This is a genomic window from Duganella sp. Root198D2, assembly GCF_001428585.1.
Lineage (GTDB): Bacteria > Pseudomonadota > Gammaproteobacteria > Burkholderiales > Burkholderiaceae_D > Rugamonas.
This window is the reverse complement of the sequence record NZ_LMIC01000049.1, coordinates 120,568-136,110: the sequence shown is the minus strand read 5'-3', so window position 1 is coordinate 136,110 and position 15,543 is coordinate 120,568. Positions and strand designations below refer to the sequence as shown.

Here is a 15,543-nt window from a genome sequence, read left to right as displayed (position 1 = left end):
CACAGGACTGTGGATATGAAAAAGGCGGGCCATCCGACCCGCCTTGCTAATGCGTTATCGCGTCGTCGCGCGGATTATACGCGCTCGATGATGCCTGCTGCGCCCATCCCGGCGCCCACGCACATCGTGACCATGCCGTATTTCAGCTGGTTGCGGCGCAGTGCATGCACCACGGTCGCGGCGCGGATAGCACCGGTGGCGCCCAGTGGGTGGCCCAGGGCGATTGCGCCACCCATCGGGTTCACTTTGCTGGTGTCCAGGTTCAGGTCGCGGATCACGGCCAGGGCCTGTGCTGCGAAAGCCTCGTTCAGTTCGATCCAGTCCAGCTGGTCCTGGGTGATGCCGGCAGCGGCGCAAGCGGCTGGGATGGCAACCTTAGGACCGATACCCATGATTTCCGGTGGTACGCCGCGCACGGCGAACGAGGAGAACTTGGCCAGCGGGGTCAGGTTGTGTTCTTTCAGGATCTTCTCGGAGACCACGATCAACGCGCCGGCGCCGTCGGACATCTGCGAGGAGGTCGCGGCGGTCACGGTGCCCTTGGCGGCGAACACTGGCTTCAGCTTGGCCATGCCTTCCATGGAGGCGTCGGCGCGTGCGCCTTCGTCGGTATCCACGGTGCGCTTGCCAACCTTGATCTCGCCGGTGCGCAGGTCAGGGGTGCGGGTGATGATCTCGACCGGGGTGGTCTCGTCCTTGAAGAAGCCGGCTTGCTGGGCGGCGATCGCCTTGCGGTGCGATTCCAGGCCGAAGGCGTCCTGGTCTTCGCGGGAGATCTTCCACTGCTGCGCCACTTTCTCGGCGGTCAGGCCCATGCCGTAGGCCAGGCCCACGTTCTCGTCCTTGAAGGTGTCCATGTTGATCGACGGATGGTGGCCCATCATCGGCACCATCGACATCGATTCCACGCCGCCGGCGATCATCACGTCGGCTTCGCCAACGCGGATGCGGTCGGCAGCCATGGCCAGGGCGGTGATGCCCGAGGCGCAGTAACGGTTGATGGTCACGCCGCCCACGGTGTTCGGCAGGCCTGCCAGCACCACGGAGTTACGGGCGATATTGAAGCCCTGTTCCGCTTCCGGGAAGGAGCAGCCGATGATCGCGTCGACGATCAGGGCCGGGTCCAGGCCAGGCACGGCGGCCATGGCGCCCTTGATGGCGGCGACCAGCAGGTCGTCCGGGCGGGTCTTGCTGAACATACCGCGCGGTGCTTTACCGATCGGGGTGCGGGTAGCGGCGACGATGTATGCGTCTTGGAGTTGTTTGCTCATTTTTAAGCTTTCCAGTATCTGTATTCGTTAGCGTTTGGCGGAGAGGTACCAGTCCACCTGTACTTGTGCTGCCAGCGTGCCGTGTTCGTCGAAGATGTCGACGTTGACCGGGAACGCTACTTTTCCTTCATCCTTCAGCTGTGCGCGGATCGCGGCGAGGTCGCCCGGTACCTTGCCGGAGGCGCGCGTCGCGCCCTTGGCCACTTTCTGGTACTGGATGCGCGACTCCTTGGCGACCGGGCGCATGTCCATGATCAGGTCGGCAAAGCCGCCTGCCATGGCTGCGCCGGAGGCCGTTTCGGCCAGCGTGAAGATCGCACCTGCATGCGGCGTGCCGAGGTGGTTATGCAGCTTGCCGTCGTCCGGCATCGACACTTCGGCCGTTCCCGGGCCGATGCTGTCGATGCGGATGCCGAGCAGGCGCACAAACGGCAGCGACTCCGTCATGTGCTTCTTGATTTGCTCATAGACCATGCCAGGTTTCACTCGAAGTAAAAGTTTAAAGGCCAGCGACAGGATGGACATTTGCTCTTAGTTGCGTACCGGCTTACCGGTCTGCAGCATGCCCATGATGCGCTCTTGCGACTTAGGATGGTTCAGCAATTCCAGGAAGGCCTTGCGTTCCATATCCAGCAGCCACTGCTCGCTCACCACGCTGCCCTGGTCGATGTCGCCACCGGACACGATCTCGGCGATCATGTCGCCCAGCTTGTAGTCGTGGGCGGAGATGAAGCCGCCGTCGCGCATGTTGACCAGCTGGCCGCGGATGGTGCCCCAGCCGTAACGGCCGGTCACTGGCACCGGACGCTGGATCGGCGCGCGGTAGCCGGAATCGGCCATCGCACGTGCCGTGGTTTTAGCCACGTGCAGCAGTTCATACGCGTTGAACACGATCACGTCGTCTTCCTTCAGGTAGCCCATGGCCTTCGCTTCCAGCGCGGACTTGGAGACGTTCGCGGTAGCAGCGTTGGTGAAGCCGGTCTTCAGGAATTGCAGGATGTCGTTGCCCTTGGATTCCTTGGCAGCACGGACAGCCGCTTCTTTCAGGCCGCCACCGCCAGGGATCAGGCCAACGCCCACTTCCACCAGGCCGATGTAGGATTCCAGTGCCGCTACGCGCTTCGATGCGTGCAGCATCATCTCGCAGCCGCCGCCCAGGGCGATACCGGCAACAGCCGCCACCACTGGCACGTTGGAATATTTCATCGACATGAAGGTGTCTTGCAGTTCCTTGATGATCGGGTCGACCGCTTTCGCGCCGCCGGCCATGAAGGCTGGCAGGGCTTCCTGCAGGTCGGCGCCGGCCGAGAAGGCGCCGCCTTCGGCTGCGTCGGTGTTCCAGATCACCATGCCCTTGAAGTTCTTTTCAGCTTCGGCCAGGCCCAGCTTGATACCGTTGATCACGCCTTTGCCGATCACGTGCATCTTGGTCTTCAGCGACAGGATCAGGACGTCGTCGCCGGTGTGCCACAGGCGCACGGACTCGTCTTCGTGCACGGTCACGCCGGCAGTCTTAGGATCGGCGCCGCCGCCGCCCAATACCGGAGCGCGGAATTCCTGGCGCTTGTACACGGCCAGTTCGGAACGTGGCGTGTAGGACTTGGTCGCTGGCGAGAACGAGCCTTCAGCGGTATGCACGCCCTGCTCGCCAACTTTGCCCTCGAACACCCAAGCTGGCAGCGGTGCATTGCACAGCGCCTTGCCGGCTTCGATGTCTTCCTTGACCCACTGTGCAACCTGGCCCCAGCCTGCCGCTTGCCAGGTTTCGAACGGGCCGACGTTCCAGCCGAAGCCCCAGCGCATGGCGAAGTCGATGTCGCGCGCGTTGTCGGCGATCGATTCCAGGTGGATCGCGATGTAATGGAAAGCGTCACGGAAGATCGCCCACAGGAACTGGCCTTGCGGGTTGGTCGATTCGCGCAGCGCCTTCATCTTCTTGACCGGATCCTTTTCTTTCAGGATGCGGGCGATGATGTCGTCTGCTTTCTTGCCGCCGGCGACGTATTCACCGGTGGCTGCGTCCAGGCGCATGATGTCCTTGCCGACCTTCTTGTAGAAGCCGGCGCCGGACTTCTGGCCCAGGGCGCCCTTGGCGACCAGGCCGGACAGCACGGCAGGAGTCTTGTACAGCGCTGCGAACGGATCGTTCGGCAGGTTGTCTTCCATGGTCTTGATCACGTGGCCCATGGTGTCCAGGCCAACCACGTCGGCGGTACGGAAGGTACCGGACTTGGCGCGGCCCAGCTTGGCGCCGGTCAGGTCGTCGACCACGTCGACGGACAGGCCGAACTGCTCGGCTTCGTGGATGATGGCCAGGATGCCGAACACGCCAACGCGGTTGGCGATGAAGTTCGGGGTGTCCTTGGCACGGACCACGCCCTTGCCCAGCACGGAAGTCATGAAGGTTTCCAGCTGGTCCAGGATTTCCGGCTTGGTGTCGGTGGTCGGGATCAGTTCCACCAGGTGCATGTAGCGTGGTGGGTTGAAGAAGTGCACGCCGCAGAAGCGCGCCTTCAGGTCTGCGTCGAAGCCTTCGGCCAGCTTGTTGATCGACAGGCCGGAGGTGTTCGAGGCGAAGATCGCGTTCTGGGCGATGTGCGGAGCGACCTTCTTGTACAGGTCATGCTTCCAGTCCATGCGCTCGGCGATCGCTTCGATGATCAGGTCGCAGCCGGCCAGCAGGTCCAGGTTGTCTTCGTAGTTGGCGATCTGCACCAGTTCCGCGTCGGCCTTGTCGCCGAAAGGAGCCGGGGACAGCTTTTTCAGGCCTTCGATGGCCTTGATGCCGATACCGTTCTTGTTGCCTTCTTTGGCCGGCAGGTCAAACAGGACCACTGGTACTTTAGCGTTGACGCAGTGGGCAGCGATCTGCGCACCCATCACGCCGGCGCCCAGTACCGCTACTTTTTTCACGTTGAAGTTGCTCATGTTTTTCCTTTAATTAGAACAGGTCAGCATCCAGGGCCATCAGGTTGGCGGCGCCGGAACGAGCCTGGCGGATCAGGGTTGCGGTTTCTGGGTACAGGCGGCCGAAGTAGAAGCGGATGGTTGCCAGTTTCGAGGTGTAGAACTTGTCGCCCGACGCTTCTTTTTCCAGGGCGATCTTCGCCATCTGTGCGAAGAAGTAGGAGTACACCAGGTGACCGGCGACGCGCAGGTAAGGCACGGCGGCGGCGCCCACTTCGTCCTGGTTCTGGAAGGCCTTCATGCCGATTTCCATGGTCAGCTTGGTCAGCTTCTCGCCCAGGTCGCCCAGCGGGGTGACGAATTCGGACATCGCTTCGTCGGTGCCGTTTTCTTCCACGAAGGCGCGCACTTTCTCGCCGAACTTGCGCAGTTTGGCGCCGTTGTCCATCAGGATCTTACGGCCCAGCAGGTCCAGCGACTGCACGGTGTTGGTGCCTTCGTAAATCAGGTTGATGCGCGCGTCGCGCACGTACTGCTCCATGCCCCATTCGGAGATGTAGCCGTGGCCGCCGTACACCTGCATGGCGTCGGAAGTGGCGATCCATGCGTTGTCGGTAATGAAGGCCTTGATGATCGGGGTCAGCAGGGCTACTTCGTCGCCGGCTTCCTTGCGCACATCGGCGTCAGGGTGGTGCAGTTCGCGGTCGATCTGCAGTGCCACGTAGGAAGCGAAAGCACGCGCGCCTTCAGCGTAGGCTTTGCCGGTCAGCAGCATGCGGCGCACGTCAGGGTGCACGATGATCGGGTCGGCAGGACCTTCCGGGTTCTTCACGCCGGACAGGGAGCGCATCTGCAGGCGGTCTTTTGCGTACACCAGCGCGTTCTGGTAAGCCACTTCGGTCAGGCCCAGGGACTGCACGCCTACGCCCAGGCGGGCAGCGTTCATGAACACGAACATCGCGTTCAGGCCCTTGTTCGGCTGGCCGATGATCCAGCCTTTTGCGCCGTCCAGGTTCATCTGGCAGGTCGAGTTGCCGTGGATGCCCATTTTCTCTTCGATCGCGCCGCAGAAGATCGGGTTGCGCTCGCCGATCGAACCGTCCGCGTTAGGGATGAACTTAGGCACCAGGAACAGGGAGATGCCCTTCGAGCCTTCCGGTGCGTCCGGTACGCGAGCCAGCACCAGGTGCAGGATGTTTTCAGCCATATCGTGTTCGCCGGCCGAGATGAAGATCTTGGCGCCGGTGATGTCCCACGAGCCGTCGGTGTTAGGGATGGCTTTCGAGCGCAGCATCCCCAGGTCGGTGCCGCAGTGTGGCTCGGTCAGGCACATGGTGCCGGTCCACTCGCCGGAAACCAGCTTAGGCAGGTAGGTCTTCTTCTGTTCGTCGGTGCCGTGTTCTTTCAGGCACTCGTAGGCGCCGTGCGACAGGCCTGGATACATGGTCCATGCCTGGTTGGCCGAGTTCAGCATCTCGTAGAACGAGTTGTTCAGGACGATAGGCAGGCCCTGGCCGCCGAAGTCAGGATCGCAAGCCAGCGCAGCCCAGCCGCCTTCAACGTACTGAGCGTAAGCTTCCTTGAAGCCCTTTGGAGTGGTCACAGTCTTGGCCGCTGCATCGTGGTGGCAGCCTTCGCGGTCGCCCGAGTGGTTCAGCGGGAACAGCACTTCGGAGGTGAACTTGGCGCCTTCTTCCAGCACCTGGTTGATGATGTCCGCGTCGGTTTCGGCGTGAGGAGGCAGCTCTTTCAGCTTCTCTTCCACCTTCAGCAGTTCATGCAGTACGAACTGCATATCACGGATTGGCGCGACGTATTGACCCATTTTATTCTCCAGATAGCTAAAAGGTTATGTTTGCTCGGCTGCTGCGAAACGCAGCCTTAGGATGGTTGATAGTTCTCGATCAGTCGGTTGAAGCCCACGCCTGCCCGGTCCACGCTGCCAGGAGTGCGCATGAAGCGCGCCTCGTGGTGCAGGGCCAATATCAGGCCATACATCTCGTACACAAGCTGGGAAGCATCGGTATCGGGCCGCAAGTCGCCGTTGTCGATAGCCTGGCGCACGCAACGCAGCAATGCTGCCTGCCACGCGCCGACCATTGCCAGCAGCTCTTCGCGGATCGGGCCAGGGCGGTCGTCATATTCAACGGCGCCACTGATATAGATGCAGCCCGAGGCGATTTCCACGCTCACACGTTTGATCCAGTTGGCAAACATGGCGCGCAGGCGAGGCAGGCCACGGGCCTCCTTCATCGCCGGGTAAAACACTTCCTGCTCGAAGCGATGGTGATACAGCTTCAGGACTTCAATCTGCAAATCTTCTCGCGAACCAAAGTGCGCGAACACACCGGACTTACTCATGTTCATCTTGTCGGCGAGCAAACCAATGGTGAGGCCTTCAAGGCCGTCACGGCTTGCCAGATCGAGGGCCACATCGAGGATGGCCGCACGGGTCATTTCGCCTTTGCGCATGAATTTAGTTGGTGTATTTACAAGAGTGCCACTCACTTTTGGACCCATCCAGAAAGAAGGAAAAACCTTATTCTCGCTCTAACAGATCGGCCGCTGGTGAAAAGTTTTGCGAACGTTCGTACTATTATCCAGCGTGTGGCGAAAGTCAAACGGCACTACTAGAAGTGCACCTCTATTGTTGCGCCGCAGCAAATGTCCGCCATGGGGTCAGGAACGGAAGTGGACATTTCCTGCTGGTCATCCAGCTGCGCGCAGCTGGTCCCAGCTTGTCCCGAACGGCCACTTGATGCTCTGGATGCCCTGCTCCAGCGCGCCATTCAATCGTTCAATCTGAGCGTCCTCCAGATTGGCGCCAAGAAGCCGGGGATCCAGGATCGCGAATGGGCCACCAGCCTTGGCCGGCCGGTAAGGGAAGGCAATTTTCAGCTTCATTGGCGAAGGCCCGTAGGTATACAGGAGCACCATAATCGCATCGCTTGGTCCGGATTTGAGGTCCGCCACGCCGTCATAACTGAATACCTGCCAAGCCGTGCCTTCGGGATTTTCCTCAAGAATACGGCCACCTGATTCCAGGACTTCGCCGACATCGCGCCCGGAGAAAGCCGATGAAATCCAGGAATTCGGGGCTTTGGAAGTCAGGCGCACCGGCCAGACCATCCCGCCATCGGCCGCCATCATCATCTGCCAGGACGCCATTCGGCCTAGCGCATGCATGCCGGTCCACCACACAACCGGCCCATTACGCTCCACCTGCGCCACCAGACTATTGACATAATCATCGGCGCTGAGCTGCGGGCCGTCGCCCAGCAGCCTTGCCTCGAGCCAGCCGAGCGGCAGGAACGCCGCGCCCTGGTCCGGCGCCATCGAAACCAGGCGCGCGAAGCCATCGTCCGGCAGTTGGCTTCCTATCGGCAACGCATCCAGCGCTGAGGCGCGATCGTGCCAATCAAACGAAGCGCCGGTGCGACGGCTCACGAGTTCGATCAGGTAATAGGCGATGAGCGAGCAGAAATTGCGCCCTTCCAGCGTATCCTGTACTTTCTCGCGCGACGGTTTCGCACGCTCCTGAATCTGGGTCAGCAATTGATCCAGGCGCCAAAGACTCTTGTCGGAATAATCGAGTTGAGCCTGTTGCAGTGCTTTGCCAAACAACCATCCCCCCTCAACCTCACGATTGCTGGCATAGGTTTCCAAAAAATGCAGGGCTATTTGATTCATGGAATATCCTCGTGAAAGTCGGGGTCAGGTCTGGCTTCTCGAGGAGCTTCGCGCTTCGCGCAATGTCCGATTGCCAGACCTGACCCCGACTTTTCATTCACCAGTTGCTCGTTCCCAGGCGCGGCGGTCGCGCTTGGTCGGACGGCCTTTGTTGTCGGCAAAGGGTTCGGGGAACATCTTCCTGCGCTCGATCAGGGCGGCGCGGCGCGCCAGCGATTCTTCGCTCTCTTCATAGAGCAGGCGGGCAATTGGCGCTCCTTCGCGCTTGCCGGAAATCCCGACCACCAGCACGTCCCACTCATCCGCGCCATTATCGATATGCAGGCGCTCGCCCAGCTTCGCATTGCGCGAAGGCTTGATGCGTTCGCCATTTGATAACTTCACCTTGCCTTTGTCGATGGCGTCGATGGCCAGCTGGCGCGTCTTGAAGAAGCGCGCCGCCCACAGCCATTTGTCCACTCTTACGTCACTCATGTGTACTTCCCTACCGCAAAAATGCGCATCAGCGTGCGGTAGAAGAAGTACGCCACTTCGTAACCTACCCGCCGGAAGCGCCCGACATGTTCGAAATCCTGCTGGTGGATCACCACCCCATCGGCAATCGCCTGCTCGATCTTGGCCCGCAGCGAACGCGCAAATGCGGCGTCCTTGATGACCACATTCGCTTCCTGGTTGAGGAACAGGCTCAGCCCGTCCACATTGGAGGAGCCAACGGTCGCCCAGTCATCGTCGATCACGGCCACCTTGGCGTGCAGCTGCGTCTTGCGGTATTCCACCACCTTGACGCCCGCCTCCAGCAGCTTGGGATAGAAGGAATGCGCCACCGCATCCTGCAGCCAGAATTCGCCGACGCCGATCAACAGCACCACATCCACCCCGCGCTGCGCAGTCGCCGCCAGGGCGCGGCGGAATTTACGTCCCGGCGCAAAATAAGGATTGGCCAGCAGTACGCTCTTCTTCGCCCTGCCCAGCGCCTGCAGGTACGCGCGCTGGATGGTGCGCCTGTTACGCAGGTTGTCGCGCACGACGAACCCGGCCTGCATCGTGCTCAGGCGCGCGATCTTGTTCAGTTTGCGCACCTCGTTGAACAGGGTCAGGCGCTTGACGAAGTTCATATGGCCCAGGCGGGTCCACTGCGTTTCCGCCTCGCTATGGATGGACTCGACCAGCGGCCCGCGCACTGCGACCGCAAAGTCCCAGCGCGGCGCCTCCAGCGCCTTGTTGTGGTCGTAGTCGGTAAACATATCGTCGTTGATATTGATGCCGCCGACAAAGGCCACCTGGGCGTCCACCACGCAGATCTTGCGGTGGGTGCGCGTGACGCCGCGCCGGAACCAGGGATTGAAGATGCGATGCTCGACGCCAGCCGCCGTGACCTCGGCATGCAGGCGGTAGGCGGGCTTGTGGCCGGTGCCGAACCAGTCGGTAATCATGCGCACGACGACGCCGCGCTGCGCAGCCGCCTTGAGCGCGGCCATCACGCGCTTGCCGGTCTCGTCCTCGGCAAAGATATAGGTCTCGAAATAGATTTCAAACTGGGCAGCTTCGATAGCCGCGACCAGTGCCGGAAAATAATCGGTACCGCAGTGCAGGAGTTTGACTTCGTTATCGGCCAGAAAATCAACGTGACGCATGTGTCAGGAAACCAGTTTCAGGTTCGCCACGATGGGCGCATGATCCGACAGCCTGGCCCACAGCGGGCCATGCAGGACTTCCGCGGATTCTACCTTGAAGCCCCGCACATAGATGCGGTCCAACCTGAAAAATGGCAAGGCTGCCGGGAAGGTGCGGGCCGGGCGCTGGGAGGCTTTGCGCCGCGCCAAAGTGCGCACCAGGTCGCCTACCGGATGGCCGTGATTGATCTCGTCGAATACTTCGCGCACGCCGAGTGCGCTTTGCAGCTTGTCCGTCAGGGTATTGCGCCAGTCGTTGAAGTCGCCGGCGATGATGACCGGCTCGCCATCCGGCGCCGAACTGCGCACCGCCTCAATCAGGATCTCCGCCTGGCGCACCCGGCTGCGCTCGAACAGGCCAAGGTGGATCACGTAACAGTGCACCCGCTTGCCATCCGTCTCCACCACCGAATGCAGGATGCCGCGCGATTCATAGGCGTGGTCGGAAATATCAGTATTGGTCCAGCGTGCAATCGGGTATTTGCTGAGCAGGGCATTGCCGTGGTGGCCATGGTCGTATTGCGCATTCATGCCGTAAACGGACTGGTGCGATTCACCCGCAAAGAATTCATGCTGGGCTTTTTTCGGCCAGTGCCGGTGGCCCTGGCTTTCCTCGCCATAACGGGCCTCGATCCGGTCGTGCTGGCCCTGCACTTCCTGCAGGAACACCAGGTCGGCATGGAAGGCTTCAATCGCATGGCGCAAGGCGTGCACCCGTGGATGGCTACGGTACGAGACGCCTTTGTGGATATTGTATGTGGCAACGCGAATCATCATGGGAACATTCTAACCCCAACTGCCCGGCTTGCTCCCTGTCAAAAGTGCTGGGAATTGCTTTATAGTCATGCCCCATGACCGAACGACACACTACCTTCCCTTCTGCATCGAAAGCTTTTCTGCTGGCGATGTGCGCCTGGGGCATGGCAGCCATTGCACCAGGCGCCACGGCCGCCAGCAATTGCCACGGCACAGTTAATCGCGGCAGCATTGAAGGCAGCGTCCAGTTGCCGCCTGAGGGTGCCAACTTCACGGCCTACAGCCCGGTCGCGGTCGCCATGCGGCGCAACCATGTGCACAGCGAAGTGTCGGCGATTATCCTCGAAGCCTATGCGAAGCTCGAGCTTGCGGCGCCAAAAGCACAATATGTCTACGGTGAAACAGGCAACGAGTATGGCGGCCGCTTCCGCCCCCACCGCACGCACCAGAATGGCCTGTCGGTCGACTTCTTCGTGCCGGTGCACGGCAGGGACGGCCTTCCTGCACGCCTGCCAACGCCGGCTACCCAGCACTTCGGCTACGACATCGAATTCGACCGCACGGCGCGCTATGGCGAATACAGCATCGACTTTACCGCGATGGCCGAGCACTTGTACCAGCTCGACCAGGCCGCCCGGGCGCGTGGCCGCGGCATCGCGCAGGTCATCTTCGACACCGCCTACCTGCCGCGCCTGTTCGCCACGCCGCGCGGCGCGGCGCTAAAGAAGCTGAACTTCATGAAGGGCAAGCCGTGGGTGCGGCATGACGAGCATTACCACGTCGATTTCGCCGTCCCCTGCCTCAAGTGACAGGCGACATTGCCAGGCCTCCGTAAAAGACCATCCACATCAAGACCTTGAAGGAATACGCCGTCAGGCAGGCTGCCGCTCCCCAGCGCAGCAGCAACACCAGGCCGCCGCCATACACCCTGCGCATCGCCCAAAGTAAATACAATGGAATGGCGACAAGCGCGGCCATCCATGCGGCATCAGCGAGCGGGGCAAGCGCGATCCCCAATGTCAGCCCGGCCAGTGAGAATGCGAGCAGGTGCATGGCGAACACCAGGTGCTCGCCGTAGCGCCACCCATTGCCAAGGTGGACAAGCTTCAGCCAAACCGCTATCAATGGGATCAGCAGCAGCGCCACGGTCGGCCCCTTTGCAAGCCACAGTTTGAAGAAAGCCTCATTTCGCTGGTGGCTTGAGAGCGCCTGGTAATGCTCGAAGTTCGTGGCAAATGACGCACTTCCCCACCTGAAGGCCTTGACCACCAGCAGCTGCAAAGGCGGCATGGCCTCATGGGGCACGGCATTTTGCGCCTGCGCCGCCTCAGGCACCGCCTTCTTGCCGGGCGCCGGGTCAATGGCGGGAATCACTTTCAGGCAAAGGAAAGCGACCAGCGAGATCGTCAGCAACAGCCGCAGGGGATCGATATAGCGGCCGCGTCTTCCCTGGATGAATTCAAGCGTCAACTGCCCCGGCCGGAAAAACAGCAAGCCCAGCGTGGCCCACAACTTGCCCTCGGCGGCGACGTAATGTCCGATGAAGTGATGAATGAATTCGTGCGCGCTGGCGACATGCACGTGGCCGGGCTGGCCACACTGGCCGCAGAATTTTTCGGGCACCGGGGCATGGCAGTTGTGGCACTCGCCAGACTGCGGCGGACGGACGGTGTTGGCGCGTAGCCCCGGATGGAACAGTCTCTTCATGCGCGGCATCTTAGCCAGATGCGCGCCAATTAGTCAATTTACAACATCATTTTCCTCGGCGGCGGGCGACATCTGTCGCGGCAGGATCACACGGAAGGTGGTACCGCTCCCGATCTCGCTATCGACCTCGATGCGGCCGCCGTGCTTTTGCACGATGCTGTAAGACAGCGACAAGCCCAGCCCCGTCCCTTTCCCGACCGGCTTGGTGGTGAAGAAGGGTTCGAAGATGCGTCCCAGGTTCTCGGCCGCGATGCCGCCGCCGGTATCGCTCACCGACACGGTCACCATCTCGTTTTCATAACTGGTGCGCACCGTAATGCGGCCGCGGTTCTCGATGGCGTGCGCGGCGTTGACCAGCAGGTTCATGAACACCTGGTTCAGCTGCGACGGGATGCATTCGATTTCCGGCACGCCGCCGTATTCCTTCACGACTTCCGCCTTGTATTTGATTTCATTCCAGACCACGTTCAGCGTACTGTCCAGGCCCGTTTCAAGGTTGGCCACCAGCACGTCGCCGCCGCCTGCATGAGAGAAGTCTTTCATGTCCTGCACGATGCGTTTGATGCGGTCCAGGCCATCCATCGATTCCGACAGCAGGCTGCCCAGGTCTTCGCGCAGGTAGTCCGCATCGATCTCCTTGCGCAGGGCATTCAGCTCGCCGCGGTCGTTTTCCGGCAGGTGCTCTTCGCGCGCCTCATAAGCGTCGAGCAGGCGCATCAAGGACTGCATATAGCGCTGCAGGCTGCTCAGGTTGGAATTGACGAAGCCGACCGGATTGTTGATCTCGTGCGCCACGCCGGCCGCCAGCACGCCGATGGAAGCCATCTTCTCCGATTGCAGGAGCTGGTTCTGCGCCTCGCCCAGCTTGCGGATCAAGTCGGCCTGGCGCGTCTTCTCGCCCTCCAGCGTGATGTTGGCCATCTGCAGTGCCAGCGTGCGTTCGTGTACGCGGCTCTCCAGCTGGTCGCGCGATTCGCGCAGAGCCTGTTCGGCATGCTCGCGCTCCGTGGTGTCCAGGAAGCCGAACACGCGGCCGATTATGCGCTCACCGAGGAATTGTGGGCGTGAGCGGCATTCAAATACGCGGCCATCCTGCAGATGCAGCTGGTCCAGCGTCTCGTGCGGGTCGCTGACTTGCTGCAGCCGTTCGCGGCACACTTCCTGCTCCACCACGTTCGCCGTCAGGAATTCAAGGATGGCGGCATCGTTGCCGTTCTTGAGGAAGGCATCCGGGATGTGCCACATCTCGCTGAACTGACGGTTCATGCTGGCGATCTTGTTGTGCCAGTCGATCACCAGGATGCCATTACCGGTCGCTTCCAGCGTGGTGCGCAGCTGCGACAGGGTTTGTTCAAGCACGTCCTCAACCTTGCGTTCCTGCCGGGCATCGCGGGCCAGGATCAGGATCAGCCAGCGCTCTTCGTGGCGCAGCACGCGCAGCGACTTCATGACCATGATCTGGGTGCCATCGGCGCGCTGGTATTCGCCTTCCTGCGCGTCGATATCCTGGAAGTGGCCGCCGCGCACATCTTCCCAGTAAAACACGTCCTGAAGCGAGCTCTCGATATCGGTAATCTGCATTTCAACCAGCTGCGCTCCCGAGTAGCCAAGCACATGCTCTGCCACCTGGTTGGCGACGATGATGCGCAGGTCGCTGGGATCGACCAGCAGCATCATATGCGGGCTGTGGTCGAGCATCAGCTGGCGTAGTTCGGAGATCACCCGGCAGCTCCCTGGCCCGGCTTGGTGGCGTCGAAGTAGTAGCTGACCCGTTTGCGCGGACTAAGGTAAGCGTAGATTTCCTTCGGCACTTGCGCAGGCTTGATGGCGCGTACGATATTCAGGTCGCTCTCCAGGGCCATGTCGACCATGATGGCATCCTCGCGCGGCACGCCCGCTTCATACACGACGAGTTCCGGCTTGTTCGGTTTCTCGGTGTTGACGGTGGCCACCATGCCGGTGGCGCCGTTCGATAGCTGTACGATGGTGCCCGGCGGGTACACGCCCAGGCAGCGGATGAACACCTGCAGCAGCTTGGGATCGAACTTGCCGCGGTTCTTGGCGAACATCAGCGACAGCGCTTCGTGCGGGGTCAAGCCGGGCGTGCCGTTAACCGGATTGCACAGGCGGTCGTAGTAGTTGGCGATTCCAACAATGCGCGCCAATACGCCGATTTCCTCGCCCTTCAGATGGCGCGGGTAGCCGCTGCCATCGAACATCTCGTGGTGGTCGCGCACGATGGCCACGGCGGCGGCGGGAAACTTGAGCTGCTGCCCCATTTCGGTCCCGACCGCGCAATGGGTCTCGTACATGTTCTGCTCGGAATGCGTCCACGCTTCCGCCTTGGTCAGCACCTTGTCGGGGATATTGCGTACGCCAAGGTCATGGAACATGGAGCCGACACCCATCGCCCCCGCCACTTCGCGCGGCAGCTTGATGTCGCGCGCGATCATCATCGACAGCATGGTGACGTTGAGCGAGTGCAGGTAGATTTCTTCGCCCCCGGTGCGGTCGCCCATGACGTGGATCGCCAACTCCGGCGCGCTCAGGATGGAGTCGGCAATCTTGCCGATCATCTCGCTCGCCTTTTGCAGGTTCTCGGCCGGGCGCGCGAAGATGTTCTTCTCCATGTCCTTCATGGCGCGCGCAGTATCGACGAAGGCGTGCTCGATGCGGGCCGCGTTCTCGCGCTGCTGGCGCATGCGTTCCATCATGGCGCGCTTGGCGGCAAGCTCAGGGGATTCGGGAGCCGGCGCTTGCGGTTTGCCGGCCGACTCCATGGCAGCGGCTGCCGACGCCTCGACCGGCATCGCGGCAGGCTGGACATCGCTCAGGGCGGGGTCGATGCGGATCTTGTGCAAGCCCAGGCTGCGCAGCTGGTGGATCTGCTCCTGCGACTTGATCTTGAAATGGCTGAATGCAAAAGGATGCTCGAACCACTTCAAGTCGAGGTGGACGTATAAGCCGACCTGCAACTGTTCCAGAAGGATATCCTGAGTCTCCGGCATGGCGTGCGCCCCCAGCGTGACAGTCGATGTCCGATTATAGCCACAACGAGCCGGGTGCAATTAACAAGCAAATTGCAAGTTATAAGTGCTGCGGCAGTTGCAGGATTGCTTCGGCGTTGGAGGGGGAGAAGCAGCGGTCGGCAGCTTCGAGGTAGGGCAGCCAGACGTGGGCGGTATGTTCGCGCGGGCTCAGCATGATGGGCACGTTGCACGGCACCTGCACGCTGAAAATATGTTCCAGGTTGTGCGTCACGCCGGGTTCGTAGCGGTGGCGCCAGACCGGGTAGATTTCGTAGATGTTCTGCAGCCCCCAGTCGCGCAGCACGATGCCCCTGCCGTCGGCAACAATGCCGGTTTCTTCGAACAGTTCGCGGGTGGCGGTGGTGAGCAGGGGCTCGTCGACGGCGTCCTTCGAGCCGGTGACGGATTGCCAGTAGCCGGGATTGCCGGCGCGCTCGATCAGGAGCACTTCCATGTCGGCGGTATGGATCACCACCAGGACGGATTCCGGGATTTTGTAGGGCTTCATGT

General features: G+C 61.2%; 14 protein-coding genes. 1 reads left to right on the top strand and 13 read right to left on the bottom strand.

All coding sequences use genetic code 11. The features are described 5' to 3' along the window. Positions 1 to 74: 74 nt before the first annotated feature. The 9 genes from ASE26_RS26105 to ASE26_RS26065 all read right to left on the bottom strand — a co-directional run bounded on the left by ASE26_RS26105 (position 75) and on the right by ASE26_RS26065 (position 10,318). On the bottom strand, positions 75 to 1,271 hold the full coding sequence (locus ASE26_RS26105; protein WP_055937972.1) for an acetyl-CoA C-acyltransferase: 1,197 nt from the start codon (positions 1,269 to 1,271) through the stop codon (positions 75 to 77). Positions 1,272 to 1,298: 27 nt separating this feature from the next. Next, positions 1,299 to 1,745, bottom strand: a complete 447-nt coding sequence (locus ASE26_RS26100) for a YiiD C-terminal domain-containing protein (RefSeq protein ID WP_057247200.1) — start codon at positions 1,743 to 1,745, stop codon at positions 1,299 to 1,301. 57 nt (positions 1,746 to 1,802) lie between these two features. Further along, positions 1,803 to 4,199 carry a 3-hydroxyacyl-CoA dehydrogenase/enoyl-CoA hydratase family protein gene (locus tag ASE26_RS26095; protein ID WP_057247199.1) on the bottom strand — a complete coding sequence of 799 codons (2,397 nt, stop codon included), beginning with the start codon at positions 4,197 to 4,199 and terminating at the stop codon, positions 1,803 to 1,805. A gap of 13 nt (positions 4,200 to 4,212) precedes the next feature. Then, positions 4,213 to 6,003 carry an acyl-CoA dehydrogenase C-terminal domain-containing protein gene (locus ASE26_RS26090; protein WP_057247198.1) on the bottom strand — a complete coding sequence of 597 codons (1,791 nt, stop codon included), beginning with the start codon at positions 6,001 to 6,003 and terminating at the stop codon, positions 4,213 to 4,215. Between the two features lie 56 nt (positions 6,004 to 6,059). Then, positions 6,060 to 6,650 (bottom strand): TetR/AcrR family transcriptional regulator, encoded by a 591-nt coding sequence (locus ASE26_RS26085; RefSeq protein WP_055937958.1) that lies wholly within the window; start codon positions 6,648 to 6,650, stop codon positions 6,060 to 6,062. Positions 6,651 to 6,887: 237 nt separating this feature from the next. Next, positions 6,888 to 7,868, bottom strand: coding sequence for a hypothetical protein (locus ASE26_RS26080; RefSeq protein ID WP_156398191.1), 981 nt, complete (start codon positions 7,866 to 7,868; stop codon positions 6,888 to 6,890). A gap of 93 nt (positions 7,869 to 7,961) precedes the next feature. Continuing rightward, entirely contained in the window at positions 7,962 to 8,342 is a 381-nt protein-coding gene (locus ASE26_RS26075) for an RNA-binding S4 domain-containing protein (RefSeq protein WP_057247197.1), read from the bottom strand. Continuing rightward, complete coding sequence (gene clsB / locus ASE26_RS26070; protein WP_057247196.1) at positions 8,339 to 9,502, bottom strand: cardiolipin synthase ClsB; 1,164 nt, start codon at positions 9,500 to 9,502, stop codon at positions 8,339 to 8,341. Before clsB ends, ASE26_RS26075 begins: the two co-directional genes overlap by 4 nt. 3 nt (positions 9,503 to 9,505) lie before the next feature. Further along, the gene (locus ASE26_RS26065) at positions 9,506 to 10,318 is read right to left on the bottom strand and encodes an endonuclease/exonuclease/phosphatase family protein (protein ID WP_055937948.1); all 813 of its coding nucleotides are present in this window, start codon (positions 10,316 to 10,318) and stop codon (positions 9,506 to 9,508) included. Between the two features lie 74 nt (positions 10,319 to 10,392). Between ASE26_RS26065 and ASE26_RS26060 the strand changes: the two genes are divergently transcribed. Next, a complete protein-coding gene (locus ASE26_RS26060; RefSeq protein ID WP_229207303.1) occupies positions 10,393 to 11,106 on the top strand; it encodes a penicillin-insensitive murein endopeptidase in 714 nt (237 codons plus the stop codon). Here ASE26_RS26060 and ASE26_RS26055 read toward each other — a convergent pair. From ASE26_RS26055 to nudB, 4 genes are all read right to left on the bottom strand, one after another. Next, the gene (locus ASE26_RS26055; RefSeq protein WP_162259202.1) at positions 11,099 to 12,004 is read right to left on the bottom strand and encodes a DUF3667 domain-containing protein; all 906 of its coding nucleotides are present in this window, start codon (positions 12,002 to 12,004) and stop codon (positions 11,099 to 11,101) included. The genes ASE26_RS26060 and ASE26_RS26055 overlap by 8 nt on opposite strands. A 33-nt stretch (positions 12,005 to 12,037) precedes the next feature. Beyond that, the gene (locus ASE26_RS26050) at positions 12,038 to 13,726 is read right to left on the bottom strand and encodes an ATP-binding protein (RefSeq protein ID WP_307145424.1); all 1,689 of its coding nucleotides are present in this window, start codon (positions 13,724 to 13,726) and stop codon (positions 12,038 to 12,040) included. Beyond that, complete coding sequence (locus tag ASE26_RS26045; protein ID WP_055937938.1) at positions 13,723 to 15,012, bottom strand: HD domain-containing phosphohydrolase; 1,290 nt, start codon at positions 15,010 to 15,012, stop codon at positions 13,723 to 13,725. Before ASE26_RS26045 ends, ASE26_RS26050 begins: the two co-directional genes overlap by 4 nt. 79 nt (positions 15,013 to 15,091) lie before the next feature. Then, positions 15,092 to 15,541, bottom strand: a complete 450-nt coding sequence (gene nudB, locus ASE26_RS26040; RefSeq protein ID WP_057247194.1) for a dihydroneopterin triphosphate diphosphatase — start codon at positions 15,539 to 15,541, stop codon at positions 15,092 to 15,094. Between the last annotated feature and the right edge of the window lie 2 nt (positions 15,542 to 15,543).

Coding starts and splice junctions, on each gene's coding strand:
- ASE26_RS26105 (WP_055937972.1), bottom strand. CDS start 1,271: ATGAGCAAACAACTCCAAGACGCATACATCGTCGCCGCTACCCGCACC.
- ASE26_RS26100 (WP_057247200.1), bottom strand. CDS start 1,745: ATGGTCTATGAGCAAATCAAGAAGCACATGACGGAGTCGCTGCCGTTT.
- ASE26_RS26095 (WP_057247199.1), bottom strand. CDS start 4,199: ATGAGCAACTTCAACGTGAAAAAAGTAGCGGTACTGGGCGCCGGCGTG.
- ASE26_RS26090 (WP_057247198.1), bottom strand. CDS start 6,003: ATGGGTCAATACGTCGCGCCAATCCGTGATATGCAGTTCGTACTGCAT.
- ASE26_RS26085 (WP_055937958.1), bottom strand. CDS start 6,650: ATGCGCAAAGGCGAAATGACCCGTGCGGCCATCCTCGATGTGGCCCTC.
- ASE26_RS26080 (WP_156398191.1), bottom strand. CDS start 7,868: ATGAATCAAATAGCCCTGCATTTTTTGGAAACCTATGCCAGCAATCGT.
- ASE26_RS26075 (WP_057247197.1), bottom strand. CDS start 8,342: ATGAGTGACGTAAGAGTGGACAAATGGCTGTGGGCGGCGCGCTTCTTC.
- clsB (WP_057247196.1), bottom strand. CDS start 9,502: ATGCGTCACGTTGATTTTCTGGCCGATAACGAAGTCAAACTCCTGCAC.
- ASE26_RS26065 (WP_055937948.1), bottom strand. CDS start 10,318: ATGATGATTCGCGTTGCCACATACAATATCCACAAAGGCGTCTCGTAC.
- ASE26_RS26060 (WP_229207303.1), top strand. CDS start 10,393: ATGACCGAACGACACACTACCTTCCCTTCTGCATCGAAAGCTTTTCTG.
- ASE26_RS26055 (WP_162259202.1), bottom strand. CDS start 12,004: ATGAAGAGACTGTTCCATCCGGGGCTACGCGCCAACACCGTCCGTCCG.
- ASE26_RS26045 (WP_055937938.1), bottom strand. CDS start 15,012: ATGCCGGAGACTCAGGATATCCTTCTGGAACAGTTGCAGGTCGGCTTA.
- nudB (WP_057247194.1), bottom strand. CDS start 15,541: ATGAAGCCCTACAAAATCCCGGAATCCGTCCTGGTGGTGATCCATACC.